This is a genomic window from Streptomyces sp. NPDC093094, from assembly GCF_044754345.1.
GTDB lineage: Bacteria > Actinomycetota > Actinomycetes > Streptomycetales > Streptomycetaceae > Streptomyces.
In genome coordinates this window covers 19332-45325 of record NZ_JBIVOX010000013.1, presented here as the reverse complement: position 1 = coordinate 45325, position 25994 = coordinate 19332, and the positions used below count along the sequence as shown (strand labels likewise).

General features: G+C 72.4%; 25 protein-coding genes. 10 read left to right on the top strand and 15 right to left on the bottom strand.

The window, feature by feature from the left end:
* The first annotated feature begins 65 nt into the window (after window positions 1–65).
* Entirely contained in the window at window positions 66–623 is a 558-nt protein-coding gene (locus ACIQGV_RS26595) for an acyl-CoA thioesterase (protein ID WP_402498330.1), read from the top strand.
* 27 nt (window positions 624–650) lie between these two features.
* On the opposite strand, the gene ACIQGV_RS26590 is transcribed toward ACIQGV_RS26595, so the two are convergent.
* Window positions 651–2114: an LCP family protein gene (locus ACIQGV_RS26590; protein WP_402498328.1), complete on the bottom strand. Its 1464-nt coding sequence runs from the start codon at window positions 2112–2114 to the stop codon at window positions 651–653.
* Between the two features lie 125 nt (window positions 2115–2239).
* Between ACIQGV_RS26590 and ACIQGV_RS26585 the strand changes: the two genes are divergently transcribed.
* Entirely contained in the window at window positions 2240–3277 is a 1038-nt protein-coding gene (locus ACIQGV_RS26585; protein WP_402498326.1) for a glycosyltransferase family 2 protein, read from the top strand.
* A gap of 10 nt (window positions 3278–3287) precedes the next feature.
* On the opposite strand, the gene ACIQGV_RS26580 is transcribed toward ACIQGV_RS26585, so the two are convergent.
* The 4 genes from ACIQGV_RS26580 to ACIQGV_RS26565 all read right to left on the bottom strand — a co-directional run bounded on the left by ACIQGV_RS26580 (window position 3288) and on the right by ACIQGV_RS26565 (window position 6011).
* Entirely contained in the window at window positions 3288–3707 is a 420-nt protein-coding gene (locus ACIQGV_RS26580; protein WP_402498325.1) for a hypothetical protein, read from the bottom strand.
* A gap of 61 nt (window positions 3708–3768) precedes the next feature.
* On the bottom strand, window positions 3769–4506 hold the full coding sequence (locus ACIQGV_RS26575) for a hypothetical protein (RefSeq protein WP_402498323.1): 738 nt from the start codon (window positions 4504–4506) through the stop codon (window positions 3769–3771).
* 131 nt (window positions 4507–4637) lie between these two features.
* Window positions 4638–5576, bottom strand: a complete 939-nt coding sequence (locus ACIQGV_RS26570; protein WP_402498321.1) for a hypothetical protein — start codon at window positions 5574–5576, stop codon at window positions 4638–4640.
* A 21-nt stretch (window positions 5577–5597) separates the two neighbouring features.
* Window positions 5598–6011, bottom strand: coding sequence for a hypothetical protein (locus ACIQGV_RS26565; RefSeq protein ID WP_402498318.1), 414 nt, complete (start codon window positions 6009–6011; stop codon window positions 5598–5600).
* A 256-nt stretch (window positions 6012–6267) separates the two neighbouring features.
* Here ACIQGV_RS26565 and ACIQGV_RS26560 point away from each other — a divergent pair, with 256 nt between their 5' ends.
* From ACIQGV_RS26560 to ACIQGV_RS26535, 6 genes are all read left to right on the top strand, one after another.
* Window positions 6268–7683, top strand: a complete 1416-nt coding sequence (locus tag ACIQGV_RS26560; protein WP_402498316.1) for a peptidoglycan-binding protein — start codon at window positions 6268–6270, stop codon at window positions 7681–7683.
* Window positions 7680–8462 (top strand): ABC transporter ATP-binding protein, encoded by a 783-nt coding sequence (locus tag ACIQGV_RS26555; RefSeq protein WP_402498313.1) that lies wholly within the window; start codon window positions 7680–7682, stop codon window positions 8460–8462. The genes ACIQGV_RS26560 and ACIQGV_RS26555 overlap by 4 nt, the downstream gene beginning before the upstream one ends.
* 131 nt (window positions 8463–8593) lie before the next feature.
* Window positions 8594–9778 (top strand): ABC transporter permease, encoded by a 1185-nt coding sequence (locus tag ACIQGV_RS26550; RefSeq protein WP_402498702.1) that lies wholly within the window; start codon window positions 8594–8596, stop codon window positions 9776–9778.
* 41 nt (window positions 9779–9819) lie between these two features.
* On the top strand, window positions 9820–10698 hold the full coding sequence (locus ACIQGV_RS26545; RefSeq protein ID WP_402498311.1) for a hypothetical protein: 879 nt from the start codon (window positions 9820–9822) through the stop codon (window positions 10696–10698).
* A 74-nt stretch (window positions 10699–10772) separates the two neighbouring features.
* Window positions 10773–11198 (top strand): peptidase M23, encoded by a 426-nt coding sequence (locus ACIQGV_RS26540; RefSeq protein ID WP_402498308.1) that lies wholly within the window; start codon window positions 10773–10775, stop codon window positions 11196–11198.
* 70 nt (window positions 11199–11268) lie between these two features.
* Window positions 11269–11700, top strand: a complete 432-nt coding sequence (locus tag ACIQGV_RS26535; RefSeq protein WP_402498306.1) for a hypothetical protein — start codon at window positions 11269–11271, stop codon at window positions 11698–11700.
* A 100-nt stretch (window positions 11701–11800) separates the two neighbouring features.
* Here the strand turns inward: ACIQGV_RS26535 and ACIQGV_RS26530 are convergent, their stop codons facing one another.
* From ACIQGV_RS26530 to ACIQGV_RS26505, 6 genes are all read right to left on the bottom strand, one after another.
* Window positions 11801–12244: a hypothetical protein gene (locus ACIQGV_RS26530; RefSeq protein WP_402498304.1), complete on the bottom strand. Its 444-nt coding sequence runs from the start codon at window positions 12242–12244 to the stop codon at window positions 11801–11803.
* Between the two features lie 62 nt (window positions 12245–12306).
* Window positions 12307–12768, bottom strand: a complete 462-nt coding sequence (locus tag ACIQGV_RS26525) for a spore-associated protein A (protein WP_402498301.1) — start codon at window positions 12766–12768, stop codon at window positions 12307–12309.
* Window positions 12769–12845: 77 nt separating this feature from the next.
* Window positions 12846–14495: an LCP family protein gene (locus tag ACIQGV_RS26520; RefSeq protein WP_402498299.1), complete on the bottom strand. Its 1650-nt coding sequence runs from the start codon at window positions 14493–14495 to the stop codon at window positions 12846–12848.
* Between the two features lie 90 nt (window positions 14496–14585).
* On the bottom strand, window positions 14586–16316 hold the full coding sequence (locus ACIQGV_RS26515; protein WP_402498296.1) for an LCP family protein: 1731 nt from the start codon (window positions 16314–16316) through the stop codon (window positions 14586–14588).
* Window positions 16317–16571: 255 nt separating this feature from the next.
* Complete coding sequence (locus ACIQGV_RS26510) at window positions 16572–17813, bottom strand: LCP family protein (RefSeq protein ID WP_402498294.1); 1242 nt, start codon at window positions 17811–17813, stop codon at window positions 16572–16574.
* Window positions 17814–18131: 318 nt separating this feature from the next.
* Window positions 18132–18890 carry a TIGR03089 family protein gene (locus tag ACIQGV_RS26505; protein WP_402498292.1) on the bottom strand — a complete coding sequence of 253 codons (759 nt, stop codon included), beginning with the start codon at window positions 18888–18890 and terminating at the stop codon, window positions 18132–18134.
* Between the two features lie 152 nt (window positions 18891–19042).
* Between ACIQGV_RS26505 and ACIQGV_RS26500 the strand changes: the two genes are divergently transcribed.
* Both ACIQGV_RS26500 and ACIQGV_RS26495 read left to right on the top strand, forming a co-directional pair.
* Window positions 19043–20419, top strand: coding sequence for a peptidoglycan recognition protein (locus ACIQGV_RS26500; RefSeq protein ID WP_402498289.1), 1377 nt, complete (start codon window positions 19043–19045; stop codon window positions 20417–20419).
* Window positions 20420–20609: 190 nt separating this feature from the next.
* Window positions 20610–21692: a sugar phosphate nucleotidyltransferase gene (locus ACIQGV_RS26495; protein ID WP_402498287.1), complete on the top strand. Its 1083-nt coding sequence runs from the start codon at window positions 20610–20612 to the stop codon at window positions 21690–21692.
* A 193-nt stretch (window positions 21693–21885) separates the two neighbouring features.
* Here the strand turns inward: ACIQGV_RS26495 and ACIQGV_RS26490 are convergent, their stop codons facing one another.
* From ACIQGV_RS26490 to ACIQGV_RS26475, 4 genes are all read right to left on the bottom strand, one after another.
* Window positions 21886–22890, bottom strand: coding sequence for a DNA-3-methyladenine glycosylase family protein (locus ACIQGV_RS26490; protein ID WP_402498286.1), 1005 nt, complete (start codon window positions 22888–22890; stop codon window positions 21886–21888).
* A gap of 131 nt (window positions 22891–23021) precedes the next feature.
* A complete protein-coding gene (locus tag ACIQGV_RS26485) occupies window positions 23022–24332 on the bottom strand; it encodes a coenzyme F420-0:L-glutamate ligase (RefSeq protein WP_402498284.1) in 1311 nt (436 codons plus the stop codon).
* On the bottom strand, window positions 24329–25288 hold the full coding sequence (gene cofD, locus ACIQGV_RS26480) for a 2-phospho-L-lactate transferase (RefSeq protein ID WP_402498283.1): 960 nt from the start codon (window positions 25286–25288) through the stop codon (window positions 24329–24331). The genes ACIQGV_RS26485 and cofD overlap by 4 nt, the downstream gene beginning before the upstream one ends.
* A gap of 33 nt (window positions 25289–25321) precedes the next feature.
* Entirely contained in the window at window positions 25322–25825 is a 504-nt protein-coding gene (locus ACIQGV_RS26475; protein ID WP_402498281.1) for a cysteine dioxygenase, read from the bottom strand.
* Window positions 25826–25994 lie beyond the last annotated feature (169 nt).

The window sequence follows — 25994 nt, the reverse complement described above, 5'->3', positions numbered from 1 at the left end:
GGGGCGGTGCTGTTGCCAATCTGACACAAATTCCCCGCCTGCCGGTTCGGCATAAGGTGGAGGGCATGACAGACCAGGCCGTTACCGCTGACATGGACAACGCGGACATACCGGGCAAGCCGACCTCGGCGTCCCGGACCACGCTCAGCCACATCATGACCCACAACGACACCAACCTCCTGGGCACGGTGCACGGTGGCGTGATCATGAAGCTGGTCGACGACGCGGCGGGCGCGGTGGCCGGACGGCACAGCGGCGGCCCCGCCGTCACCGCCTCCATGGACGAGATGGTCTTCCTGGAGCCGGTCCGCGTGGGCGACCTCGTCCATGTGAAGGCCCAGGTCAACTGGACCGGCCGGACGTCCATGGAGGTCGGCGTGCGGGTCCTGGCCGAGCGCTGGAACGAGTCCACGCCCGCGACCCAGGTCGGCTCCGCGTACCTCGTCTTCGCCGCGGTCGACGCCGACGGCAAGCCGCGCTCGGTGCCGCCGGTCGTCCCCGAGACCGAGCGGGACAACCGCCGCTACCAGGAGGCCCAGATCCGCCGTACGCACCGGCTCGCCCGCCGGCGCGCGATCAGGGAACTGCGCGAGAAGCGCGCGGCCGAGGGCTACGAGGACTGACCCCGGGCGGGTTCCCGCGCCGGGCCGCTACGGGCAGCCCACCTCGTCGCCCCGGACCACCCCGAACTCTCCCTGCCGCGCGTTCTCCGCGCGGACCTTGCGGACCTTCTCGAAGTCCGCGCCGACGATCACCTTCAGCGTCGCCCCCTGTCCCTTGACCGCGCGCAGTCCGCTGCCGGGCAGGGCCGCGGCGAGGGAGCGTGCGGAACGGTCCCAGCGGGGGTCGTACGCGACGACCGTGCGCTCGGCCGCGGGCCGGGCGGCGTTGACCGGCTGGCGGGTGGTGCGGAAGCCGGTCGCGGCGAGGGCCCTGTCGACACGGCGGCCCAGGCCCGCGGTGGTGGTGCCGTTCTCGACCTGGACACGGATCTGCTGGGGCGCCACGGGGACGCGTACGGCGGTGACCCGGGGCCGGTGGGCGGCGAGCGGCCGGTCGTCGCGCAGGGCCCGGAAGAGCCGTGCCGACTTGGCCGGGTCCCACTTCAGCGTGGAGCCGATGCCCTTCACGGCGTATCCCATCCGGCCGATGGGGACGGTGGCGAACTCCGACGAGGAGGGGGAGAAGTTGCGCATGGCACGCCCCAGGTCCAGCAGCTCGTCGGTGCCGAAGCCCTTGTCGGCGCGGACCGAGCCGAGCACGGCCCGGGTCACGTCGCGGAACTTCAGCGGGTTCAGCAGCACGCCCGAGGAGGTGGCCCGGTCCACCAGCGCGGCCAGGAAGCGCTGCTGGCGCTGCATCCGGCCGAGATCGGCGGCGCCGTCGATGTGACGGGCGCGGACGTACTGGAGGGCCTCGCCGCCACCGAGCCGGTGCGGGCCCGCGGGCAGGTCCAGGCCGGTGTAGGAGTCCTTCAGGGCCTCGGTGGCGCAGATGCGCACACCGCCGAGCACGTCGACGGTCCTCATGAAGCTGGTGAAGTCGACCTCCAGATAGTGGTCGATCTTCACCCGGGTCATCTGCTCGACCGTGCGCACGGTGAGCTGCGGGCCGCCCTCGGCGTAGGCCGCGTTCAGCTTGACGGGGTGGGCCCGGTGCCGGTCGCCGGTGGTGCGGTCGGTGTGCGGGGGCAGCTCGGCGTAGGAGTCGCGGGGCAGGCTGATCACGCTGGCCCGCTCCCGGTCCTCCGAGATGTGCACGATCATGATCGTGTCGGTGCAGCGGCAGGGGGCGCCGCCGAGCCGGTACCTGCGCCGCTCCGCCTTGGTGATCCTGTCGCGGCCGTCCGTGCCGACGAGCAGCATGTTCATGCCGTGCCCGGCGCGCGGCCGGTTCTTCATGTCCTTGAACGGGTCGACGCGGGCGATGTCGGCGTCGAGGCCGGTGACGACGGCGTGCCCGATGCCGGCGGCGGCGAGCACCACCACCGACAGACCGGTCACCGCCCGTACGGCCCAGCGGGGGCGTCGGGGCCGGGGAGCGGGCCGGGCGGGGCGGCGGGACGGCCGCCGACGGGGCTGCGGCCGGCCGGGGGACCTGGGCGGAGCGGGCATGGGACACCTCCGGGCGAGGCCGAACGCGGGATGCGTGAGCACCGTAGGCCCATACGATCTGCTGTCCGGCGCATCGCCACGGCCGGTCACCTCGCTGTCCCCCGTTCGCGGTAACGTGAGCACCGATGAACGCCAAGCCCGACGTGCAGCTTCCCGCCGTGTCCGTGATCATGCCCGTCCTCAACGAGGAACGGCATCTGCGCGGCGCCGTCCGAGCGATCCTCGCCCAGGAGTACGAGGGCGAGATGGAGGTCGTGATCGCCCTCGGTCCGTCCACGGACCGCACGGACGAGATCGCGGCCGACCTGGTGCGCGAGGACTCCCGCGTGCACACGGTGCCCAACCCGAGCGGCCGCACGCCCGCCGCGCTGAACGCGGCGATCAGGGCCTCGCGGCACCCGGTCGTGGTCCGCGTCGACGGGCACGGCATGCTCTCGCCGAACTACATCGCGACCGCCGTACGGCTCCTGGAGGAGACCGGCGCGCAGAACGTCGGCGGGATCATGCACGCCGAGGGCGAGAACGCCTGGGAGCACGCGGTCGCGGCCGCGATGACCTCGAAGATCGGCGTGGGCAACGCGGCCTTCCACACGGGCGGCGAGGCCGGCCCCGCCGAGACCGTCTACCTCGGTGTGTTCCGGCGCGAGGCGCTGGAACGGCAGAGCGGGTACAACGAGGAGTTCGTCCGTGCCCAGGACTGGGAGCTGAACTTCCGCATCCGTGAGGCGGGCGGCCTGATCTGGTTCTCGCCCGAGCTGCGGGTGTCCTACCGTCCGCGCCCGAGCGTGAAGGCGCTGGCCAAGCAGTACAAGGACTACGGCCGCTGGCGGCATGTGGTGGCCCGCTACCACGCCGGCTCCATCAATCTGCGCTACCTCGCCCCGCCGGCGGCGGTGTGCGCGATAGCGGCCGGCCTCGTGGCCGGCGCGGCCCTCACCCCGTGGGGCCTCGTGATCCCCGGCGGTTATCTCGCGGCGATCACCGCGGGCTCGGTCCCGGCCGGCAGGGGGCTGCCGCTGAAGGCGCGGCTCCAGATCCCGGTGGCGCTGGCGACCATGCACATGTCGTGGGGCTGGGGCTTCCTGACCAGCCCGAAGTCGCTGGCCAGAAAGGTGATCGCGAGCCGGCGCCCGGCCGTGCGGGCGAACGCCGGCTCGCACTGATCACACGGACTCAGCAGCCGGGGCCGCTGCAGCCGCCCGAGTAGTACTTCTTGCTGGAGGCGTTGTTGTTCTTCAGCCACGTCGGCAGGTTGACGCGCTTGGTGCCCAGCGTCTTGAACGAGTCGCCGCCGTAGCCGGAGTTGAACCACGTCTCGCAGGTGAACAGCGGGCCCATGTTGCAGAACAGCGACGCCGCGTTGTTGCCGACGACCTGGCCCTGGCCGTTGCCGCCCGAGATGAAGTAGTCGTCGTGGTGGGTCCACTGGTCGCCCTCGTAGTCGATCATCGACCCCGAGGTGTTGGAGTTGAAGTAGTAACAGGCTTCCTGGATCTCACAGGTGCCGTCGGCGGCCTGCGCGGTGCCCGAGTAGGCGAGCACCGAGGTCAGGGCGGCGGCGCCGGCGGCGGCGAGCGTGGCCCAGCGGTTCATGTGTGTCCCCTCGTTTCACGACCGGGCCGTCGAGCGACAGCCCGTGGATCGGTGCCGCGGGTCAGTTCCCGTCGGCGCCGACGATTCGGTCGGCCCGGGTGATGAGCCGGGCCGCTTCCGCGCGCGCCGAGTCCAGCTCGGCGCGGTGCCGGCCGATGAGGCTCCGCTGCAGCGCGGCCTCCGCGTCCCGCCAGGTGTCCACCAGGCCGGTCCGCTGCTTGCACGCGATGTCCGCGACGGCCACCGTGCGCTCGTGGGCCGTCACCTTCTCGCCCAGGACCCTGCGGTCGGCGAGCGGGTCGAGCGGGGTGCGGTAGCGGTGCCCGGACTCGGCCATGCAGCCGGACCAGGCGGCGAACGCCCGTGTCACCCGCGGGTCCTTCAGGGACCGCTGGAAGGAGTCCCGCTTGTACCACTGGGGGAGGTCCACGGCGTCCATGTCGATGCCCGCCTCCAGGTCCTGGTGGGCCCGGCCCGCGCAGCCGTCGTCGAACCGCCCCGTGTCGCCGACGGGCTTGCCGGTGCCCATCAGGGCACGCTGGTAGCCCTTCGGACGCGGTGGCTCCGTCACCTGCCGGACCGGTGCGCCGTCCAGGTGGTAGCCGTACGCGCGGGCCTTCTCCGGCACCGTGATGCCGTAGCGGCGCTCGTGTCCGAGGTCCGTGGTGGCGACCCCCTCGGGTGCCTGTTCGTCGTACCGGAAGCCCTGCTTGCGCATGCAGCGGTCGGTCAGGACGCCCAGGGCGCGCGACACGGTGGAGAAGTCCTCGTCGGAGACCTGGTACGGATCGAGCGGCAAGGTGATGCGGGGTGCCGGGGCACCGGCCGTCCCGGGTGACGTCCGGGGCTTCCCGGCGGGCTCCGGGCCGCCGGACGAACAGGCCGTCAAGGCGGCTGCGACCAGCAGGGACGAAACCGCGCGCGGCAGCCTCACGGAGTGGCTCCGGCCCGGGCGGCGGCCTTCAGGATGGCTTCCTTGCGCTGCTTGAGCGTGTCCAGCTGCTGCTGGTTCTGCTCGACGGCGCGCTCCTGATAGGCGACCTCGACCGCGTACCAGACGCCGATGAGGTTGTGCTCGCGCTTGCACGCGACGTCGGCCTCGGCCACCTGGATCTCGCGCCGGGAGACCGTGTCGGAGTTCTGGAAGGAGGTGTCGTCCCCGGCCTCCATGGGGCCGCGGTAGTCGTAGCCCTTCTCCTTCATACAGGCCGACCAGGCGGCGAACACCTTCTTCACCCGCGGGTCCTTCTGCGACGCCTGGTACGTGAAGACCGCCAGCTGGTCGGCGAACTCCTCGTCGCTCGGGTCGACTTCGGGACCGTCCGAGGCCAGGTCGCGCAGTGCCTGACCCCAGCAGCCGCCCTTGGGGATCGCCTTGCCGTCGGCGCTCTTGCGGCTGCCCTGCCCCTCCTGGGGGCCGAACAGGACCAGGGACTCCGCGGGGGAGTAGTTCTCCTCAGGCGGCTTCGGGCCGCGGGCGGCGGGGTCGAGGCGGTAGCCGAACCGAGAGGCGGAGTCGGGGTCGCTGACGCCGTAACGGCGGGCGTCCCGCAGCGCCTTGTCGCCCCGGTAGGCGGGGCGGGGCGCCAGGTCGAAGCCGTGGCCGCGCATGCAGTCCGCGGCCAGCAGGTCCTCGCCCTGGCGCCGGGTGCGTTCCTCGGAGTCCGTCCAGGCGTACGCCTCCAGCGGCAGCTCCAAGGAGGCCGAGCTGCGCATGGTCGGGGTGGCCGAGACCGCCGGGGGTGTCTTGAAGTCGACCGGCGGGGCATCCTCGGACCGGGTCCGGCCGGGACCCTGGTCCGAGGAGGAGCAGCCGCTCAGCACGAGAACGGCACAGCTCAGCGCCAGGACGATCCTGGTGGTACGCACGATGTATCTGCTCCGCGGGGCCTAGAAAGGCTCGTAGCTGGAGGCGTTGTTGTTCTGCAGCCAGCCCGGGGTGTCACGGCGCACACCGTCGCAGGTGTGGTTGTGGCGCTGGCCGTTGAAGTTGGAGTTGAAGAAGATCGCGTAGTTGTACCGGGTGCCCCAGCACTTCGCCGACGAGGCGTTGTTGCCGACGACCTGGCCCTGGCCGGGGCCGGACGACAGGAAGCGGTCGTCGTGGTGGCTCGGCTCCTCGTCGTAGTAGTCGATGAGGGACGAGGACGAGTAGCCGGCGGAGTGGTAGTACATGCACAGCTCTTCGGCCACACACTTGCCGTCATTGTAGTTGTCGAACGAGTACGCCTGGGCGGGCGTGGTCGTGACCGCGACGGCGCCGGCGGCGAGCACGAGACCGGCGATCTTTGCACCGATACGCATAGTTTTTCCCCCTGGAAGGTCTGTTCGGCTTTTGGGCCGACGAGGATCCTGACATGCAGTGATGCCTTTGAGGCAAGTGTGCATTTCTTGTATGGCTGGAAATGATCTTACTGGCTTGAAGGTGACTCCTTATCAACTTGACAGCCAGTCAAGAAGGATGATCGCCTGGGGGATCGAACACGGCTTCGGATGGCTGGGATTGACCATCTGCACCGGCCAGCGCCGTTCGCCGTACGCAGACTTCAATGGGGGAAGCATGTCCCAGCCGGGGGCGGGCTCGGGGCTGTCGCGGCGCAAGCGTGCCGTGGCCGCCCTGGCGACAGGTGCTGTGGTTCTCGCGGGTGCCGCGCTGTGGACCTCGACGCTGGTGAAGTCGCCGGCCCAGGCCGCCGCCGACGCCGGGCCGCCCGCCCCGGACGTGCTCACCGCGCCCGTCGAGCGGCGTGTTCTCGCCGACACCGTCGTCACCCGCGGGGTCGTCGCCGCGTCCCAGACCGTCGACCTGGCACCGGTCGCCACCGCGGCCGACGGCTCCGCCGCGCCCGTCGTGACCAAGGTCATGGTGCGCTCCGGGCAGACCTTCAAGGCCGGCCGGGTGCTGGCCGAGGTCTCCGGGCGCCCCGTCTTCGCGCTGCCCGGCACCCTCCCGGTCTACCGGGACCTCAAGCCGGGCACCCACGGCGACGACGTACGCCAGCTCCAGAAGGCCCTCGGCTCCCTGGGCCACGGCACCGGATCCGACCCGGCCGGCACCTACGGGGCCGGCACCAAGCAGGCGGTCACCGACCTGTACGCCGCCATCGGCTACGAGCCCGTCGTCGTGGGCGGGGGCGACGGCGGCGAGGACCCGGTGGGCGGCGCCCGTGACCAGGTCAAGGAGGCCGAGCGACGGCTGGACGGGCTGCTGCGAGCGGGCTCCGGGAGCTCCGCGGACTCCGGCGCCGGCAAGACGGCGGACGGCAAGACGGCGGACGGCAAGACGGCGGACGCCAAGGGCTCCGGCCAGGACGCCGACGACATCCGGTACGCCCGTGAGGACCTCGCCGAGGCCAGGTCCGATCTGGCCGAGGCCGAGGCGGTCTCCGGTGCCATGGTGCCCGCCTCCGAGGTGGTCTTCCTCAGCGGCTTCCCGGCCCGGGTCGACACCATGAACGCCAAGGTCGGCGGCGAGGTCGGCGAACGGCTCGCCACCGTCTCCGCGGGCCGGCTGGTGGTCCGGGGCACGCTCGGGGCCCACGAGAAGGACCTGGTGCGGCCCGGCCAGAAGGTCGAGGTGCTCTCCGAGGTCTACGGCGACCAGGTCACCGGCACGGTCGCCTCCGTGGCCGACGTCCCCACCGCCCCCGAGGGCGAGGAGGCGGGCGCCGCGGGCCAGGGCTACACCGTCGTCGTCAGGCCCGACTCCACGCTCGCCGCCCGGCTCGCCGGGCAGGACGTGCGGCTGACCATCGAGGCCGCCACGACCGGCAGGAAGGTGCTCGTCGTACCGGTGTCCGCCCTGTCCGCGGGCGCCGACTCGCGCACCACCGTCACCGTCCTGGAGCGCTCCGGCGAACGCCGCCGCGTCGAGGTCCGCCCCGGCACCTCCGGCGACGGCTGCACCGAGGTCACCCCGCTGCGCGGCGCCCGCCTCGGCGAGGGCGACAAGGTCGTCGTCGGAGTCGCCCGATGAGCCGACTCGGGCTCACCGCGCTGCGCCGCGGGCGCGCGCCGCGCCCCGCCTCCGCGCCCGCGGCGGGAACGGCGGCCCCCGGGTCCGCCCCGGTGCCCCCCGTCGTCGAGTTCCGCGGTGTCGCGCTCACCTATCCCGGGCCGCCGCCCGTCGAGGCGCTCAAGCCGTGCGACCTGACCATCGAGCGGGGCGACTACGTCACCGTCGTGGGCCCCTCCGGCTCCGGCAAGTCGACCTTCCTGAACCTCGCGGGCCTGCTGGACGCGCCCACGCAAGGCAGCTACCTCCTCGACGGCGTCGACACGGCACGGCTCTCCGACGCGGGCCGCACCGGCATGCGCGGACGGCGGATCGGCTTCGTCTTCCAGAGCTTCCATCTGCTGCCGCACCGCTCGGCCGTGGAGAACGTCACCCTCGCCATGCTCTACGACCCCGCCACCCGCCGCGAGCGCGCCGAACGGGCCCGTGAGGCCCTGCACCGGGTCGGCCTCGGCCACCGCACCGACGCGCTGCCCACCCGGCTGTCGGGTGGCGAACGCCAGCGCGTCGCCATCGCCCGCGCCCTGGTCGCCCGTCCCTCGCTGCTGCTGTGCGACGAACCGACCGGCAACCTCGACACCGCCACCGCCGAGTCGATCCTGAGCCTCCTGGACGAGCTGCACGCCGACGGCATGACCCTCGTCGTCATCACGCACGACCCCGGTGTCGCCGCGCGCGGCCGGCGCACCGTCGCCATCCGCGACGGCGTGCTCGCCGAGCAGGCGGTGACGGCCGCGTGAAGGGACGCATCCCCGCGGCGCTCCTCGGCCGCCGCAGCCGGACGTCGCCCCCCGGCGGCCGCGGCCCCGCGCCGCTCCGCCGCCGCGGCGGCACCGCCCGGGGCGACCGCTCCCGGCTCGGCGCACGGGATCTGCTGTCTGAGTCGGCCGCCGGGATCCTCCAGCGTCCGGCGCGCTCGGCCCTCACCGCGCTCGGCACCGTGCTCGGCGTCGGCACCTTCGTCGCGGTGCTCGGCCTGACCGCCACCACGTCCTCGCAGATCGACTCCCGCTTCAACGCGCTCACCGCCACCGAGGTGACCGTCGAGGACACCGGCGGTGAGCAGCCCGACCTGCTGGCCAACGCCTTCCCGGCGGACGCGGACCGCAGGATCGGCGCGCTCAACGGCGTCCGGGACGCGGGCGTGTACTGGCCCGTCAGGCTCGGCCCCGAGGAACTGGTCTCCGCGGCGCCGCCCGGGGCCGGGGCGCAGGGCGAGCGCACCCAGGTGGTCGCGGCGTCCCCCGGCGTCCTCGGCGCGGCGGGACCGCGGCTGGAGCAGGGACGTACCTTCGACACGTATCACGACCGGCGCGGCGAGAACGTGGCCGTGATCGGCTCGGGACTGGCCGGCCGGCTCGGGATCACCACGCTGGAGACCGCGCCCGCGGTGTTCGTGGGCGACCACGCCTTCACGGTCATCGGCATCGTCGACGACGTCGAGCGCAAGGCGGACCTGCTGCTGTCGGTGGTGGTGCCGCGCACCGCCGCCGAGCGGATCTGGGGCGGCCCGGAGAGCGGTGACCGGGCCAAGATGCTCATCTCCACCGACCTGGGCGCGGCCCGGCAGATCGCCTCCGAGGCGGCGCTGGCGCTCGACCCCGCCCACCCCGAGTACTTCCGGGCGGTGCCGCCGCCGGACCCCAGGAGCCTGCGCGGCAACGTCACCTCCGACCTCGACGAGCTGTTCATGCTGCTGGCCGGGATCTGCCTGGTGATCGGCGCGGTCGGCATCGCCAACACGACGCTGGTCGCCGTGCTGGAACGCACCGGCGAGATCGGACTGCGCCGGGCGCTGGGTGCGCGCGGCCGGCACATCACCGCCCAGTTCCTCGCCGAGTCCGGTGCGCTGGGTGCGCTCGGCGGGCTGATCGGCACCAGCCTCGGCGCCGTCACCGTGGTCGCGCTGGCGGTCGTCCGCGACTGGACCCCGGTGATCCACCCGGCGACCGTCGTCGCCGCCCCGGCGGTCGGCCTGGCCACCGGACTGGTCGCGGGCCTGTACCCCGCGTGGCGGGCCAGCCGCATCCAGCCCGCCGAGGCGCTGCGGCGCTGATCCCCACCTCATGGTTCTCGACGGTTTCCGAGGGAAGAGACGTGCGAAAGACGACAGCGCTCCTGATGCTCGCCGCCACCCTGCTGCTCGCGGGCTGCTCCGACGACGGTGACGGCACGGCCGCGCCCGAGCAGCCCGACAGCTCGGTCGCGCCCCGGTCCTCCAGCCTCACCGCAGACCTGGCCCTGCCGGTCGAGGGCTACATCTTCTCCGAGACCGAGATGACCCAGCTGACCCGGGCGATGAGCAGCCTGACCCAGCGCTGCATGGACCGCGCGGGCTTCGACTACCGCCCGGAGCAGGAGAGCGGTTCGCCGGACATCGGGGTGATGGACCGCCGCTACGGCATCGCCAACTCGCACACCGCGGAGGTCTACGGCTACCACTTCCCGACGCCCGAGACCGAGCAGGAGAGCGCGGCGAAGTCGCTGAGCCCGGCCGGGCGCGTGGCCCTCGCCGGCAGGCCCATGGCGGACGGCACGCTCGACCCCGACGGAGGGTGCATCGGCGAGGCCAAGCGCAGACTGGCGGGCGCCGAGGCCGAGTTCGGGCCGGACCAGAAGGCCCGGGACCTGAACATGGAGAGCTACGCACGCAGCCAGAAGGACCCGAAGGTGCTCGCCGCCTTCCGTGACTGGTCGGCGTGCATGGCGAAGCAGGGCTACCGCTACAGCTCGCCGATGGACGCCATCGACGACCCCGCCTTCGCCGTACCGAAGGCGAGCGGCACCGAGATTTCGACGGCCCGAGCGGACGTCGGATGCAAGAAGAAGACCGGACTCGTGCGGACCTGGTTCGACGTCGAGTCCGCGTGGCAGCAGGAGCGCATCGAGCAGGACGCCGAGGGCCTCGCCGAGGTCAAGCAGCACAAGACCGACCAGCTCAAGCGGGCCGCCGCCGAGCTGGGCGAGTCCTCGTGAGGCAGGCTCCCGCCCGCCGCGCCCCCGCGGTTGTTCTCTCCTCCACATCCCGGACTGAAAGGCATGGACCTCTCATGCGTATGCGCAGCTCGGCCCTCGCGGCCGCCCTGGCCGCCGTCGGCACCCTCGGCGTGCTGGCCACCGCCGCCCCCGCCCAGGCCGACTCCATCCCGGACAGCCTGTGCGGCGGCGTCGTCGACTCCGACTACTGCCTCTGGTACAACTCCGGCCAGAAGGGCGGCTGGACGGCCACCTACCACGACGTCGCCAACTGGGGCGGCGACCTGCCCTGGCGCTTCACCGACGGCGGCGAGGGCACGGCCGGTGTCGGCCAGGTCGTGAAGAACAACGCCGCGTCCTACGCCAACAGCCACGACAGCAAGACCGGCGTGTCCTACTTCAACTCCAACTACGCCGGCGCCTACGACGTGGCCCCGCCCCGTGACAAGGGCAACCTCGTGAACACGTACAACAACAACGCGTCCTTCCGCTGGCGCTAGCACGCGCACGGCCCCGACCGGGCCGTCCCGCGGAGAAGTCCCTCTCGATCACTGACCACTGGAGAGAATCATGCGTATGCGTGCAGCGCTGGCGGCCGGCGGTGTCCTTGTCGCGGGTGTCGTCGGGTCCCTGGCCACGGCAGCTCCCGCCCAGGCCGACATGTCGGACATCTGTGGCGGCAGGTTCGGCAACGAGTTCTGCGTGTACTACAACTCGTACCAGAAGGGCGGCGCCGCCGGTGCGACGTCCGCCGTCGCCAACTGGGACAACTTCGGCGGCACCGGGTACCCGCTGAACTTCGCCGACTGGGGTCTGGGGACCGCCGGAGTCGGTCAGCACGTCAAGAACAACGCCGCCTCCTACGCCAACAGCGCCTGGAGCAAGACCGGCGCGTCGTACTTCAACTCCAACTACTCCGGCGCGTACGACCTCGCCGCTCCCCAGACCAAGGGGCAGCTGGTGAACACGTACAACGAGAACGCGTCCTTCCGCTGGCGCTGAGCCGGAGCACCGCAGAAAGCCCGGCCGGGATCTCCCGGCCGGGCTTTCTGCGGTGGGCGGCCGCCGGGACCGGCGGCCGGGGCGTCCTGGCCCGCGCGGGTCAGCCGCAGTTGTGCGGCGGCGCGGCCTGGCCGAAGAACATCTGCGTGCCACCGGGAGTGTCCATGATGAGCATCTCGCTCACGCAGGAGCCGGGGGCCTTGATCTTCACCGGGCCCGCGTAGGAGCTGAACGCGCCGGTGTCGTCGTCGAACGTGCCGTCGTTCTCCTTGTAGATGGAGAAGTTCATCTGGGTGGGCGTGCCGACGTAGGCGGACTTCACGAACACCGAACAGTTGTAGGTGCCGTCGTAGTAGGAGTAGACGGTGCCTATCTTGCCGGTGTAGCCGTTTCTGTTGGCGTACACGGACTTCGTGTAGACCTGGTTGCCGGCGCATCCGTAGGCGCCCGCCGCGGCGGGCGTCGCCGTGACGACCGGTGCGACGACCGCGACGCCGGCCAGCGTCGCGGCGGTGGTCACCCAGCGGGTGATCTTGGAGTTCATGCGCATCGGGTGTTCCCCCGTGATCGATGGATGTTCGTGGTCGAGGTGTCCGGCGGCGGCGGTCAGCCGCAGTGCACGCCGTAGTCGATGCGCGTGTAGTTGGAGGCGGCGGCACCGCCCCAGTCGATGCAGGAGTTCCTGGCGGACAGGTAGACCGGGCCCGCGTAGTACTTGTAGCTGCCCTCGTCCTGCTCGTTGTACTTCCACACCGTGTCGGTGCGGTGCAGCCGCAGGTTGGTGCGCAGGTAACTGGCCACGCCCGGGGTGTCCGTGACGGTCACGACGCAGTTGTAGCCGTTGGAGCTGTTGTAGGTGAGGAAGGCGTTGCCCTCACCGACGTCCTTGGAGTCGATCACGGCGTAGCCGGAGCCACAGGCGCCGTTGTAGCTCGCCGCCGCCGCGGTGCCGGTGGCGGCGAGCGTCCCGGCCGCGGTCAGGCCGAGGACGGCCGCCGCCGAGCCAATTCGCTTGCGGTTGAGCACGATTGAACCTCCGTCATTTCTCGGGTCAAGAAAGATGATCATGCCGAGAGGGGAGCGGGCAGGCAACCGGCGGTGCTGTGATCTGCGCCGCTCCCACGGAGGACGGAGGCATGGCGGCGCTAGAAGCGGTACGGCTTGTACACGTCCATGCACTTGCTGCTGTCCGCGCCGTTGAGGGCGTCGGAGTTCTCCGGCAGATCGCCCGCCTTCGGCGGCGTCTGCTTCGGATACGCCGTACCGGTGCGCCAGTCGCCGCCCACCACGAGGGTGACGCCGGAGACCTCGGCCGACTTCTTCACCGAACTCAGCGGGATCCCGAGGGACTTGGCGACCCGCTGGGCGTCGCCCTCCAGTTCGGCACTGGGGTAGCGCACGACGGTCCGCTCCTCGGCGTACGAACCCGAGGTGTCGGACGCGGCGCGGGCGAAGCCCTTCGCGACGAGCGCCTGGGTGAGCTCGTTCGCCCGCCCGTTGACCACGCCGAGCGACTCGGAGCGTGTGGCGTTCTGCACCAGCACGCCGATCTCGCCGTCCGGGGCGGCCGGGTCGGAGGAGAGCACCTCCTTGGGCTTCCTGGCGGACGGCTTGCCCGAGCCGTTCTTGTCGAACGGCACGTCGTCGCGGAGCATCTCCCAGACCTTGTCGGCGTTGGCGCCGTCCGGGACCACGTGGTTGCGGTTCTCCGGGTCCTCCGCCCAGGGCATGGTCATCATGGTGATGCGGTTGGGCGGCACGGACTTCAGCTCCATGCCCAGGTCGTAGAGCTTCTTGACCGTGCCGATCTCCTCGGAGACCGCCAGGGAGTCCGTGGCCGCCTCGGCCAGGTCCATCAGCCGGCCGGTGTCCTTGAAGACGTTCTGGTCGCGCAGCTCGCGGATCATGGAGCTCATGTACATGTGCTGGGCCTTGGCCCGCTGGATGTCGCTGCCGAACGCGTGCCGCGTCCGCAGCCACCGCAGCGCGTCCTCGCCCTTGATCTTGTGCGGGCCCTGCGTCAGCTTCAGGCCGGAGCCGCCGGGGACCCCGGGCAGCGGGCGGTCGTGGACGTTCTGGTTCACGCAGACCTCGACACCGCCGACGGCGTCGGCCATCTGCACCACGCCCGCGAAGTCGATCGTCATCCAGTGGTCGATGTAGACGCCGGTGAGGTTCTGCCAGGTGGCCAGGGTGCAGCCGGCACCGCCGTGCGCCAGCGACTCGTTGATGATGTCGTTGTCCGCCGCGTACTTGGCACCGGTCTCCGGGTCCCGGCACTTGGGGATGTCGACACGGGTGTCCCGCGGAATGCTCACCACGGCGGCGCTCTCGCGGTCCGCGGAGAGGTGGATCAGCATCTGCACGTCGCCCAGCGGAGGATTGCCGCGGTTCTCCCTGCTGCCGCCCAGCGCCACGTTCTCGTCCGAGGCGCGGCTGTCGGACCCGATGAGCAGGATGTTCAGGGGCGTCTGGCCGGCGGAGTTCGCCGCGGTCTTCGTCGCCTTGGAGTCGCCGCTGCTGCGCTCGCCCTTCTCGATGTTGCCGTTCAGGTGGCGGTAGTACAGGTAGCCGGCGCCCGCCGTGGTCACTATCAGCACCGCGAGCGTGGTCGCCGACCACCGCAGCACCCGGTGCCTGCGCGGCGCGCGCCGTCTGCCGCGCCGCAGCTCACCCTGGGCGTCCGCGGTGTCCGCGGTGTCCGCGGCCGGTGAGCCGTCGTCCCCGCCCCCGGGGGGCTGCTGAGCGCGCCTGGTCTCCTGGGCTGCTTCCTCCTGCACGCTGTTCTGTGTCACTTCCGAGTCCTCCCCACCCCTGCGCCGCCGAACGGGCCTGCCGCTCGTCCTGTAGGACGCGCGACAGGCCCGTTCGGTCGCTTCACACGCTCAGCCGGCGCACTGAACCTTGTCTGCCGTGGACTTGTCCACGTCGATCTTCGCGGGTCCCGTCAGCGGGATGCCCGCCCCCTTGAAGTCCTTGCCCAGGGTCAGTGTCATCGTCGGCAGGCCCTGGGAGTTGGTCACGCTCTCGCCCGGCTTCATCGCCGCACCGGACAGTCCCATGGCCGCAGCGAGCGTACGGGCCTGGGCCGCCTGGTCAGGTGCGTACTCGAGCGTGGTCCTGGCGAGTTCGGCGGGCGCGTTGCCGCCGTTCTCCGACTTGGTGATGCTCTCGTTCAACTGGAGCCAGTTGAGCGTCTTCTGCGCGCTGCCGTCGGCCGCCCCGCCGTTGAGGACCTGCACCCGCACCTCGGAGGCGGGGGCCTTGGTGCCCTTCAGCCGGGCCGCGACGGCCGCCTTCTCCTTCTGCTGCTTCTGCTTGACCTCCGTGAAGGAGACGTCGTTCTTGATGGCGTCGAAGATCGGCGGCGCCTTGGTCTCGTCGACGACGACGGTCACCTTCACCGTCTCGGCGGGGTTGTCCCTCACCGGCACCGTGGCGAAGGCGATGTTCTTCGGTGGGACCTTCTTCAGCTCCAGCGCGATGTCCTTGAGCGTCCCCACCTTGCCGATCGCCTTGTCGACGGTGAGGGCGTCGGTGGCCGCCTCCGCGAGCTTGATCAGCTTCGTGGGGCTGGTCAGGGTGTCGCTGGAGGACATCTTGCGCATCAGCGAGGCCAGGAACTGCTGCTGCACCTTGATCCGGTCCAGGTCGCCCTGGTTGCCCCAGCTGTGCCGGGTGCGGACGAACGCCAGCGCCTGCTCGCCCTCGACCTTGGAGGGGCCGGCGGGCAGCTTGAGGTGGGAGTCGGGGTCGTTGACGGCCTTCTCGACGCACACGTCCACGCCGTCCACGGCCGCGGTCAGGGTCTTGATGGCGTTGAAGTCGGCCATCACGAAGTGGTCCGGCTTGATGCCGGTCAGCTCCTGGACGGTGCGCATGGTGCAGCCGGCGTCGCGGCCGCTGACGCCCAGGCTGTAGCCGAAACGGTCGTGGATGCCCGGGATCGTCTCGAAGGAGCCGTCCTCCTGCTTGGTCTCGCAGTCCGGGATGTCCACGATCATGTCGCGCGGGATGCTCATCACGGTCGCGTTCGACCGGTCCTTGGCCACGTGCAGCAGGAGCGTGGTGTCGGCGTGCCCGGAGCTGCCCTTGTCGCCGTATCCCTCGTTGCCCTCGCCGGTGCGCTTGTCGGTGCCGATCAGCAGCATGTTGAACGCCTCGTCCTTGCGGAAGTGGCTGGCGCCCGCGGTACCGACGTCCGTCGTGTCGACGTTGCCCTCTAGGTGCTTGAGATAGAGGTAGCCGGCCGCGCCGACCACGACCAGGACCAGCGCCATGCCGCCGCCGGTCCACTTGAGGACCTTCTTGCCCTTGCCCGTCTTCTTCGCCGGCCGCCGCCCGCGCCGCCCGGGAGCGGGCTCCTCGGGCACCGCGCGGCGCCGGCGCGGCGCCGGCACGTCACGGCCGGGCGCCTCGGGCGCGTCACGGCCCGGCGCGTCGGTGCGGGAACGGGCCGCGCCCTCGGCGCGGCGGGCCGCTCTGCGCGGTCCCGGTACGGTCGACTGCGGTGCGGAATTGTTCAGTCGCAGTTCGTATTCGCCGGTGTCCGGATTGAGCACCCACTGGTCTGCGGGATCGATGTTGTCCGCCCGCCTACGGCCTTGCGCGTCCACGGTTGTCCGAATCCTCCGTCGGGGCCACGCGGCGCCTTCCCCCTCAAAGACGCTCGGCTCTCGTACAAACAGTGCGCGACCCCGGGAGGAGGACCGGTAGGACCTCTCGACCCGGGGGCACCGGAAGCGCTCACACTATCCGCCCAGTTCAGGGTGGAGCGACGACGGTGACAAATTCCACGTCCCTACAACCGGGCAATACCGCCCATTTCTTTGAACGTGCGTTCGTGAGGGGTCACCGGCTTGGGGATGGCTTTACCCGCAGTCGTCCTCGGCGGCGGTGTTTCCCCGGAACGTGGGTGCCGGAACGGGGGTGCTTTTCCCGTACCGAGTGTGACCGTTCGACTCCGAATCCGTGCCGTTCTTCGCGGCGGAATCCGGCGGAGCCTCCTCGGCGACGGTGATCGGTGTGTCCGAGCGCAGACGGGCGAACAGCCTCTCCGCGTCCGGCTCCACGAGCTGGTCGCGGTTGACGTTGTAGACGTACGACTCCCGCGGCACCGTCAGGAACTGCACCTGCTCGGCGGGGATGTGGCGTACCCCGCGCACAAGTTCGTACAAACCTCGCAAACTGGCCAGGGAGGGGTCGGTGGTGAGGGAGGAGGTGGCCGCGTCCAGCACCGGGTAGAGCTTCACCGGGTTCAGCAGGACGTCATTGCTGCGCACCTTGTTGACGAGTGCGCCGAGAAAGCGCTGCTGGCGGTCCATGCGGTCGGTGTCGCTGCCGTTGCCGAGGGACTTGCGGGCGCGGACGTAGCCGAGGGCCTGTTCCCCGTTCAGCAGGACGCGCCCGGCCGGCAGCCGCAGTTTCGCCGCCTTGTCGCGGATGGGCTCGTCGATACAGATCCGGACGCCGTCCACCGCGTCGACCATCTTCTTGAAGCCGCTGAAGTCCACCACGATGTGGTGGTCGATCCGGATTCCCGTCAGTTTCTCGACCGTCCGGATCGTGCACGCCGAGCCACCGGTCTCGAAGGCGTAGTTGAACATCGCGAACATCGGCTCGGTGCGGGTGCCGTCCGGCCGCCGGCAGGAGGGCACGTCCACCATCAGGTCCCTCGGCAGGGACACGGCGGTGGCGCTGTGCCGGCCCGACGACAGATGCAGCAGGATCGTGGTGTCCGACCGCTCGGTGCCCGAGTCGCGCCCGTACTTGCGGTTCCCCTGCCCCGCCCGTGAGTCCGACCCGATCAGCAGCAGGTTCTGCGCGCCCTTCACCAGCGCGGTCGGGCGCTCCTTCTCGTAACGGGCGAGCTCCGCCGCGGCGGCCTCGTCGGGCGTGATGTTCCCGTCCAGCTTGGCGTACACGGCCCACCCGGCCCCCACGGCGGCCAGCACCACCAGGGACGCGCCGAGGGCCGTACCGCGCAGCCACCGTCTCCGGCGCCTGCGTATGAGCCCCCTGCCCGACGCCGACGCCCCGGCCCCCACCACGCCCTGCCCGACCGCCGGTCCGTCACCCGGACGTCGGGAGCGTGTGCCTGCGGTGTCGCTCACGTCTGAGTCCACCTCTCACGGCGTACGGGCGTGTCGTCCTGCGGTTACGACGATGCCGTGGAAGCCCGGGCGGTGGAGGGTGGGACTGCTCCGAACGGGCGACCCGCCCCGCGTGCCGGGGGCGCCGGTCCCGCTTCACGGGCCGGTCCCGCTTCACGGGCCGGTCCCGCTTCACGGGCCGGTCCCGCTTCACGGGCCGGTCCCGCTTCACGGGCCGGGGCCGCGCGGCGGCGCCCCGCCCCGGTCCTTCCCGGGATCCCGGTCCTTCCCGGGATCCCGGCCCGCCTCGGTGCGCGGTGTCCCCGGCCGGAGGGTGTCTCAGCGGGAGGTGGCCGTCACCCGCTCGCTCTCGATCCGCCGGGCGACGGTCTCCTGCGACGCCTCCTCCAGGTGCCGGCACAGCACCACGGAGCCCCCCGAGGCCAGCGGCGCGTACAGCCCCGCGCTGAGCCCCTCCCATGTGTCGTACGCCAGCCCGGACAGCAGCCGCGACCCCGGACCGGTCAGCCCCAGCGCCCCGGCCTCGGCCCGGGCCCGCTCCACCACCTCGGCCCCGGTCAGCTCCGCCCCGGCCACCACCAGCGCGGGCTCCTCGGGGTCCACCGGCGCGTACGCCACGAACCGGTCGCCGTGGCTCGGCACCTCCACGGCGTAGTCGGCGTACCCCTGGGGCGGCCCGGGCACGAAGCGGCGCCCCAGCGGCGCCAGCGACAGCGCGTACCGCTCCCCGCCGCACGCGAGCCCCTCCTCGAACCGGCCCGGCCCGGCCACGACATGGTCGGCCCGCGCCGGATCGCCCCCGAGATCGGCGACCACGCCCACCGAGGAGCAGGCCAGCAGCCACACGGCCGTCTGCCAGTGCGCGGGCAGCAGCAGCGCCACGCGGTCGCCCGGCTCGGCGGACATCCCGTCCTGGAGGAGGTTGGCGGTCTTGGCCACCCAATTGGCGAAGGTCGCCACGGACAGTTCGACGCGTTCACCGGTCGCGTCGTCGTAGAAGGTCACCAGCGGTCGCGCGGGATCCGTGGCGAGCGCGGAACGCAGCAGGTCGGCAGGGGTGCGGTCGGTCGCATTCACCCGCGCAAGCGTACGCGGGCCGACGCGCCCGCGCCGGACGGCACCACCACCGGTTCGGCCGAGCGCAGACCACCGGTTCGGCGCAATGCGGACCGACGGCCCGTCAAGTCCCCGATGGACAGATATATATGGCTATGTCCAGGATCAGGGGCATGCGTGGATTCCTTGCCTCTTCGATCGGCGTCACCTGCGCGGCCGCACTGGCCCTGCCGCTGACCCTGACCGCAGCCACGGCGACGGCCCGACCGGCTCCGGCCGCGGAGCGTTCCACCGGCGCCGCCCCCGACCTCCCGGGCGGGACCCAGTCCCTCCCCCTGGTCCCGCTCGCCGACCGACGCGCCCTCGGCTCCACCGCCGTACAGGGCCTGACCCGCCGTGACGTACGGCACTTCTCCCTCCTCGGCGTCATCTGGGACGACCCCGCCAGCGAACTGCGCGGCAGCGTCCAGGTCCGCACCCGCGGGGCCGTCACCGGCCAGTGGTCCGGCTGGCAGGACGTCGAGACCCACAACGCCGAGCACTCCGCCGACCCCGGCACCGCCGAGCGCACCTCACGCCGGGTCCACGGCGCGACCGCCCCGCTGTGGGTCGGGGACTCGGACGGCGTCGAGGTCCGGGTCTGGGCCACCGCACAGAGCAGGGTGGAGGAGACCGGCCGCGGCGGACGCACCGTCACCACCGGGACCCCGCTGCCCGCGGGGCTGCGGCTGGAACTCGTCGACCCGGGCCGGGCCGACGACGTGTCCCGGGGCTCCCCGGCCTACTCGCCGCGCACCGGGGCGCTCAGCCCCGGGGCCGCGACCGCGTCCGCCGCCAACTCCGGCCTCGCCCCGCTCGGCGCCACCGTGATCCCCGCGCTGAGCCGCGCGCGGACGACGGCGGAAGCGGTGGCGTCGGGACTCGGCGACACGGTCACGACGCCGAAGATCGGCCCGCGCCCGGTCATCGTCACCCGGCGCGGCTGGGGCGCGGACGAGACTCTGCGCGAGAAGACGTTCGTGTACACCAGCCAGGCCAAGGCGGCCTTCGTGCATCACACGGCGTCCGGCAACCAGTACCTCTGCTCGCAGGCCCCGTCCGTCATCCGCGGTATCTACCGCTACCACGTCAAGAGCATGGGCTGGCGGGACATCGGCTACAACTTCCTCGTCGACCGGTGCGGAAACATCTACGAGGGCCGGGCCGGCGGGGTGGCCAAGCCCGTCATGGGCGCCCACACGCTCGGTTTCAACAGCAACAGCACGGGGATCGCCGTGCTCGGCACGTTCAGCTCCACCAAGCCGAGCGCCTCGGCGGTGAAGGCCATCGCCCGGCTGACGGCCTGGAAGCTCGGCCTCCACGGAATGAACCCGGCCGGGACGACGTACCTCACGTCCGGCGGTGGAAACCTCTACCAGAAGGGCAAGAACGTACGACTGAACGTGATCTCCGGTCACCGGGACGGCTTCGCCACGGAGTGTCCGGGAGGGCTTCTGTACGGCAAGCTCGGCACGGTCCGTTCGGACGCCGCCCTGCTCCAGGGCCGCTGACCGGGCGGCCCGCCGCCGGGGCCTGTCGCCCGGGAGCCTGCCGGGAGCGCGTCCGAGGGGGGCATGCCCACAGCCGCCGGGGAGGGGGACGCGACACCGCGCGGCCGTCGAGAGCGCCTTGCAAGGGTCTGCACACACTGGCCGGCCGAAAGACAGTTCGGCCGGTCCCGGCAGGAAGCAGAGACGACAGGTGACAGAAGCGATCCTCCTGGTCGGCGGCAAGGGCACCCGGCTGCGCCCGCTCACGGTGCACACCCCGAAGCCGATGGTCAGGGCGGCGGGGGTGCCGTTCCTCACGCACCAGCTGGCGCGGGCGCGGGCGGCAGGGGTCGAGCACATCGTGCTCGCGACGTCCTATCTGGCGGAGGTCTTCGAACCCCGCTTCGGCGACGGCTCGTCGCTGGGTCTGCACATCGAGTACGTCACGGAGGAGGAGCCCCTCGGCACCGGCGGAGCGATCCGCAACGTGGCCTCCCGCCTTCGCTCGGGCCCCGACGACCCGGTCCTCGTCTTCAACGGCGACATCCTCACCGGCCTGGACATCCGGGCCCTGGTCGACACCCATGAACGGGCCGGCGCGGACGTCTCCCTCCACCTGACGAGGGTGACCGACCCGCGCGCCTACGGCCTGGTCCCCACGGACGGCACGGGCCGGGTCCTGGCGTTCCTGGAGAAACCCCGGACGCCGCAGGAGATCGTCACCGACCAGATCAACGCGGGTGCGTACGTCTTCCGCCGCTCGGTCATCGACACGATCCCGCAGGGCCGCCCGGTCTCCGTGGAACGGGAGACCTTCCCGGACCTGCTGGCTGCGGGCGCCTTTCTCCGGGGCATGGTCGACAGCACCTACTGGCTGGACCTCGGCACCCCGGCGGCCTTCGTCCGCGGCTCCGCCGACCTGGTCCTCGGCCGTGTCCCCTCCCCGGCGGTGCCGGGCCGCTGCGGGGACCGGCTGATCCTGCCGACGGCCCGGGTCGCCCCCGACGCCGAGCTGGCGGGCGGCACCGTCGTCGGCGAGGGCGCCTTCGTCGCCGAGGGCGCGCGGGTGTTCGGCTCCACGATCCTGCCGGGCGCCGTCATCGAGCCCGGCGCCGTCGTCACCGACTCCCTCATCGGCATCCGTGCCCGGGTGGGCACGCGTTCCGTCCTGAGCGGCACGGTCATCGGCGACGGCGCCGTGATCGGCGCCGACAACGAGCTGCGGGACGGCGCGAGAGTGTGGTGCGACGCGACGATCCCGGCGGGATCGCTGCGCTTCTCGCCGGACCGGTAGACGCCCCCGGACCGGTAGACACCCCCGGACCGGTAGACGCCCCCGGAGCGGTGGGCGGCCCTGGAGCAGTGGCGGTTCCGGAGCGGTGGACGGCTCCGGACCAGCAGGCGGATCCGAAGAAGCGGCCGGTGGGCCGGTGGGCCGGTGGGCCAAGGGGCCAGGGGGCTTTCCGCCCTCCGGCCACTGGCCCTGTTCACAGCCGGCCGATGTCGGCCCTCGGCATCTTCGGCGTCCGCCGGGCGGGGGTCTTCCCGCTCAGCAGGATCAGCCGGGCGGCGCGATGCCGCTGCCCGGCGTACGGCTCCAGCAGCTCCAGCATCACCGCGTCGTCGGCGTGCCGGTCCCCGGCCAGCGCCCATCCCACGATCCCCGGCAGATGCAGGTCCCCGACGGTCACCGCGTCCGGCGCCCCGTGACTGCGCTGCACGGTCTCCGCCGACGTCCACGGTCCGATCCCCGGGACGACCTCCAGCCGTGCCCGCGCCTCCTCGGGCGTCATCCGCACCGCCTGCTCCAGCCGCGCCGCGACCCGTACGGCCCGCAGGACCGTGGACGCCCGCTTGTCGTCGACCCCGGCGCGGTGCCACTCCCACGAGGGGATCAGTGCCCACGTCCGCGGCGCGGGCATCACGAACAGCCGCCCGTCCGCCGCGGGTCCCGGCGCCGGCTCCCCGAACTTCCGCACCAGCAGCCGCCACGCCCGGTACGCCTCGTCGGTGGTGACCTTCTGCTCCAGGACCGACGGGATCAGCGACTCCAGCACCAGCCCGGTCCGCGTCAGCCGCAGTCCCGGCCGCCGGTGCCGCGTCAGCGCCACCAGCCGGTGCCTCGGGACGAACGCGTCGGGGTCGTCGTGGGCTCCGAGCATCTGCGGCAGCTGCTCCAGCAGCCACTCGGCCCCCGGCCCCCATGCCTCGCCGCGCACCTCGCCGCCGCGGGCCGAGACCCGCAGCGTGCCCGGCCCGGCGGGGGTGAGGCTGGCCCGCCACACCGACCCGTCGGGCAGCGCCCGGAACGTCGGATCGGCCGGCCCGCGCCGCAACGGCCCCAGCACCAGGCCCAGATCGAGCGGGCCCTCGGGCACGTACGTCCGCACCCGCGCGGGCTGCGCGGCCGGCCGCGGCACCGCGCCGGGCACGGCGACATGGCCCCCGCGCACCGTCGTACGCGTGGGGCGCTGAGCGAAACGTCCTGCCACGAGTGGGACCCCCGGGAAACCGGCCGGTCCTACGAGCGTAGGCGCCAGGGCGCGTCACCGGAGGCCGTTCGGGCCTTGACGTACGCCACACGCACCCCGGCCGGTCCCGGCCCCGCCCGGCGGGGCCGCGGTCAGCGCACCTCGATGAACGCCCCGGCGTCCCGCTCGGCGCGCGGCCGCGGCTCCCCGGCCGGGTGGCCGACCGCGACCGCGCCCATCGGGTCCCAGCCGTCCGGCAGCGCGAGCACCTCGCGCACCACGTCCCGGCAGAACATGGTCGAGGACACCCAGGCCGAGCCCAGGCGTTCCCCGGCCAGCGCGACCAGGAAGTTCTGCACCCCGGCGCCGGTGGCCACGACGAACATCTCCCGCTCGGCCCCGTCGCGCCGGGCGTCGCCGTAGGTGTGCGAGCCGTCCATGACCAGGCAGGGCACCACCAGGAAGGGCGCGTCGCGCAGCACGTCACCGCGCCGTACGCGCTTGGCGACCGACTCCTCGGACTTGCCGTCCCGGCGCAGGTCCGCGATCCACGCCTCCCGCATCGCGTCCAGCAGCCGGGTGCGCGACGCGGCCGACTCCAGCAGCACGAACCGCCACGGGGTCGTGTGGTGCGGGGCGGGCGCGGTGACGGCCGCGGCGACCGCGCGCCGTACGGCACCGGGGTCGACGGGTTCGTCCGTGAAGGCGCGGACCGTGCGGCGCTGGGTGACGGCGAGCCGGACCGCCTCGGAGGTGCCGAGCCGGAACATGTCGTCGTGCCCCTGGCGCACCAGGGCCCGGGCGCCCTCCGCGCCGCTCCCGGTGGTCACGTGCGCCAGCCCGCGGACGACGGCGACGGGCAGTCCGGCGGCCTTGCCCTTGACGAGATCGCCGGCGGCGGCGAGTTCGTCGGCGGTGGCGACGACGGTCGCGCCGAGCGGATTGCCGTGGGCGTCGGTGCCCCCGCGCAGATCGTCCAGCACGCGTATCCCGGCGGCGCCGATCGCGACGTCCGTGAGCCCCGCGCGCCAGGGCCGTCCGAAGGTGTCGGTCACCACGACACCGACCTCGACGCCGAGGATCGCGCGCAGCCCCTCGCGGATCGCCCGCGCGGACATGTCGGGGTCCTCGGGCAGCAGCAGCACGGTGCCGGCGGGGGTGTTGGAGGCGTCCACCCCGGCGGCGGCCATGATCAGGCCCTGCCGGTTCTCGACGATCCGCAGCGTGCCGCGCCGGGCGACCACCCGGACGGTCTCGGCGTCGATCGCGGCCTCCCGGTCGGCGGCCTCGACGATCCGGCCCTCGGCCTTGGAGACGATCTTCGAGGTGACCAGGAGGACGTCCCCGTCGGCGAGGCCGGGCTCGGCGGCGGCGATCAGCTTGGCGAGATCGTCGCCGGGCGCGATCTCGGGCAGCCCGGGCACCGCCCAGACCCGGTAGCCCGGCACGGACGTCCCGCTCACGCCGCCCGCACCTCCTCGGCCAGCGCCAGCGCCTCGCGGGCCATCTGCGCGGCCGCGTCGACGTCGGTCATCATCAGCGGTACGGCCCGGCAGCGGATCCCGGCCGCCTCCACCCGCTCCACCGCGCCCGCGTCGACGCTGTCGACCAGCCAGCCGTCCAGCAGTCCGGAGCCGTAGTGCTCGGCGACGGCCGCGGCCGTGGACTCCACGCCCACCGCGGCGAGCACCTTGTCGGCCATCCCGCGCACGGGCGCGTCGCCGACGATGGGGGAGAGGCCGACCACCGGCACGCCCGCCTCGGCGATGGCCTCGCGGATGCCGGGCACGGCGAGGATCGTGCCGACGGAGACGACGGGGTTGGACGGCGGGAAGAGCACCACGTCCGCCTCGGCGATCGCCTCCAGCACACCGGGCGCGGGCTTGGACTGCTCGGCGCCCACCGGCACGACCGCCTCGGCCGGCACCGACGCCCGCAGCCGCACCCAGTACTCCTGGAAGTGGACCGCCTTGCGCTCGCCGTCCAGCTCGACGGCCACATGGGTCTCCACCCGGTCGTCGGTCATCGGGATCAGCCGTACGCCCGGCTGCCAGCGGTCGCACAGCGCCTCGGTGACCGCGCTGAGCGGGAACCCGGCGCTCAGCATCTGGGTCCGCACGATGTGCGTGGCGAAGTCCCGGTCGCCGAGCCCGAACCAGTCGGGGCCCACGCCGTAGGCCGCGAGCTCCTCCTTCAGATGGAAGGTCTCCTCGGCCCGTCCCCAGCCCTGCCCCTCGTCGATGCCGCCGCCGAGGGTGTACATCACCGTGTCGAGGTCCGGGCAGACCTTGAGCCCGAAGAGGTGGATGTCGTCCCCGGTGTTGCCGATGACCGTGATGTCCGCGTCCGGCACGGCCTTCTTCAGACCGCGCAGGAACCGGGCACCGCCGATGCCGCCTGCCAGAACCACAATGCGCATGCGCCAAGTCTCGCAGGCGGGAACGGCATTGCGTCAGGCGGTCAGCCGGGCGGTCTCGTGACGTGCCTCGCAGCGGGGGGCGTGCATCGGCATCTCGGTGAGACCGGGGAAGTAGACGTGCAGGCTGACCGCCGGCTCCAGGGCGTCGTTGACGACCTCGTGGACGTAGCCCGGCGCGAACACCCGCTGCGCACCCGCCCCCAGCACGCGCGTGCCGCGCCCGGTGTGCTCGGTGAGGGTGCCGTCCAGGACGGTCAGCACGCCGGAGGAGCGGCCGTGGTCGTGCAGTCCGCTGCCCTGTCCGGGCACCCAGGACAGCAGCCACACCTCGTAGCCGGGGCCGGTGCGCAGCCGGTGGTACCAGCGGGTGGTGGCGTCGTAGCGCACGAGGTGCCGCCACTGGGCGCTGTCGGCGGCGATGGAGCGGGCCAGCCCGGCGAACTCGGCGACGGTGGCCGGGTGCTCGCGCGGGATCTGGAGCAGGTGCGGGACTTCGAGGATGTCGCCGGCGATCTGGAGGTCGCTGTCGCTGTTCATGGATGCGGTGGTTCCTCGGCGGGGTGTGGGGGATGGCTGGGTGTCGCGTGGCCGTCCGCCCGGATCACGGGGGACAGGGGTGCCCGGGTACGGGCGGCGGGAACAAGCAGCCGAGTCGCGGTGGACTCAGAGGCGGCCGGAGCGCGTTGGGCTCAACAGCCGGGACAAC

Bases quoted from the DNA above. Each gene is read 5' to 3' on its own strand.
- ACIQGV_RS26530 (WP_402498304.1), bottom strand. From the start codon at position 12,244: ATGAACTCCAAGATCACCCGCTGGGTGACCACCGCCGCGACGCTGGCC.
- ACIQGV_RS26590 (WP_402498328.1), bottom strand. From the start codon at position 2,114: ATGCCCGCTCCGCCCAGGTCCCCCGGCCGGCCGCAGCCCCGTCGGCGG.
- ACIQGV_RS26500 (WP_402498289.1), top strand. From the start codon at position 19,043: ATGCGTGGATTCCTTGCCTCTTCGATCGGCGTCACCTGCGCGGCCGCA.
- ACIQGV_RS26585 (WP_402498326.1), top strand. From the start codon at position 2,240: ATGAACGCCAAGCCCGACGTGCAGCTTCCCGCCGTGTCCGTGATCATG.
- ACIQGV_RS26595 (WP_402498330.1), top strand. From the start codon at position 66: ATGACAGACCAGGCCGTTACCGCTGACATGGACAACGCGGACATACCG.
- ACIQGV_RS26565 (WP_402498318.1), bottom strand. From the start codon at position 6,011: ATGCGTATCGGTGCAAAGATCGCCGGTCTCGTGCTCGCCGCCGGCGCC.
- ACIQGV_RS26555 (WP_402498313.1), top strand. From the start codon at position 7,680: ATGAGCCGACTCGGGCTCACCGCGCTGCGCCGCGGGCGCGCGCCGCGC.
- ACIQGV_RS26560 (WP_402498316.1), top strand. From the start codon at position 6,268: ATGTCCCAGCCGGGGGCGGGCTCGGGGCTGTCGCGGCGCAAGCGTGCC.
- ACIQGV_RS26525 (WP_402498301.1), bottom strand. From the start codon at position 12,768: ATGATCATCTTTCTTGACCCGAGAAATGACGGAGGTTCAATCGTGCTC.
- ACIQGV_RS26535 (WP_402498306.1), top strand. From the start codon at position 11,269: ATGCGTATGCGTGCAGCGCTGGCGGCCGGCGGTGTCCTTGTCGCGGGT.
- cofD (WP_402498283.1), bottom strand. From the start codon at position 25,288: ATGCGCATTGTGGTTCTGGCAGGCGGCATCGGCGGTGCCCGGTTCCTG.
- ACIQGV_RS26540 (WP_402498308.1), top strand. From the start codon at position 10,773: ATGCGTATGCGCAGCTCGGCCCTCGCGGCCGCCCTGGCCGCCGTCGGC.
- ACIQGV_RS26580 (WP_402498325.1), bottom strand. From the start codon at position 3,707: ATGAACCGCTGGGCCACGCTCGCCGCCGCCGGCGCCGCCGCCCTGACC.
- ACIQGV_RS26475 (WP_402498281.1), bottom strand. From the start codon at position 25,825: ATGAACAGCGACAGCGACCTCCAGATCGCCGGCGACATCCTCGAAGTC.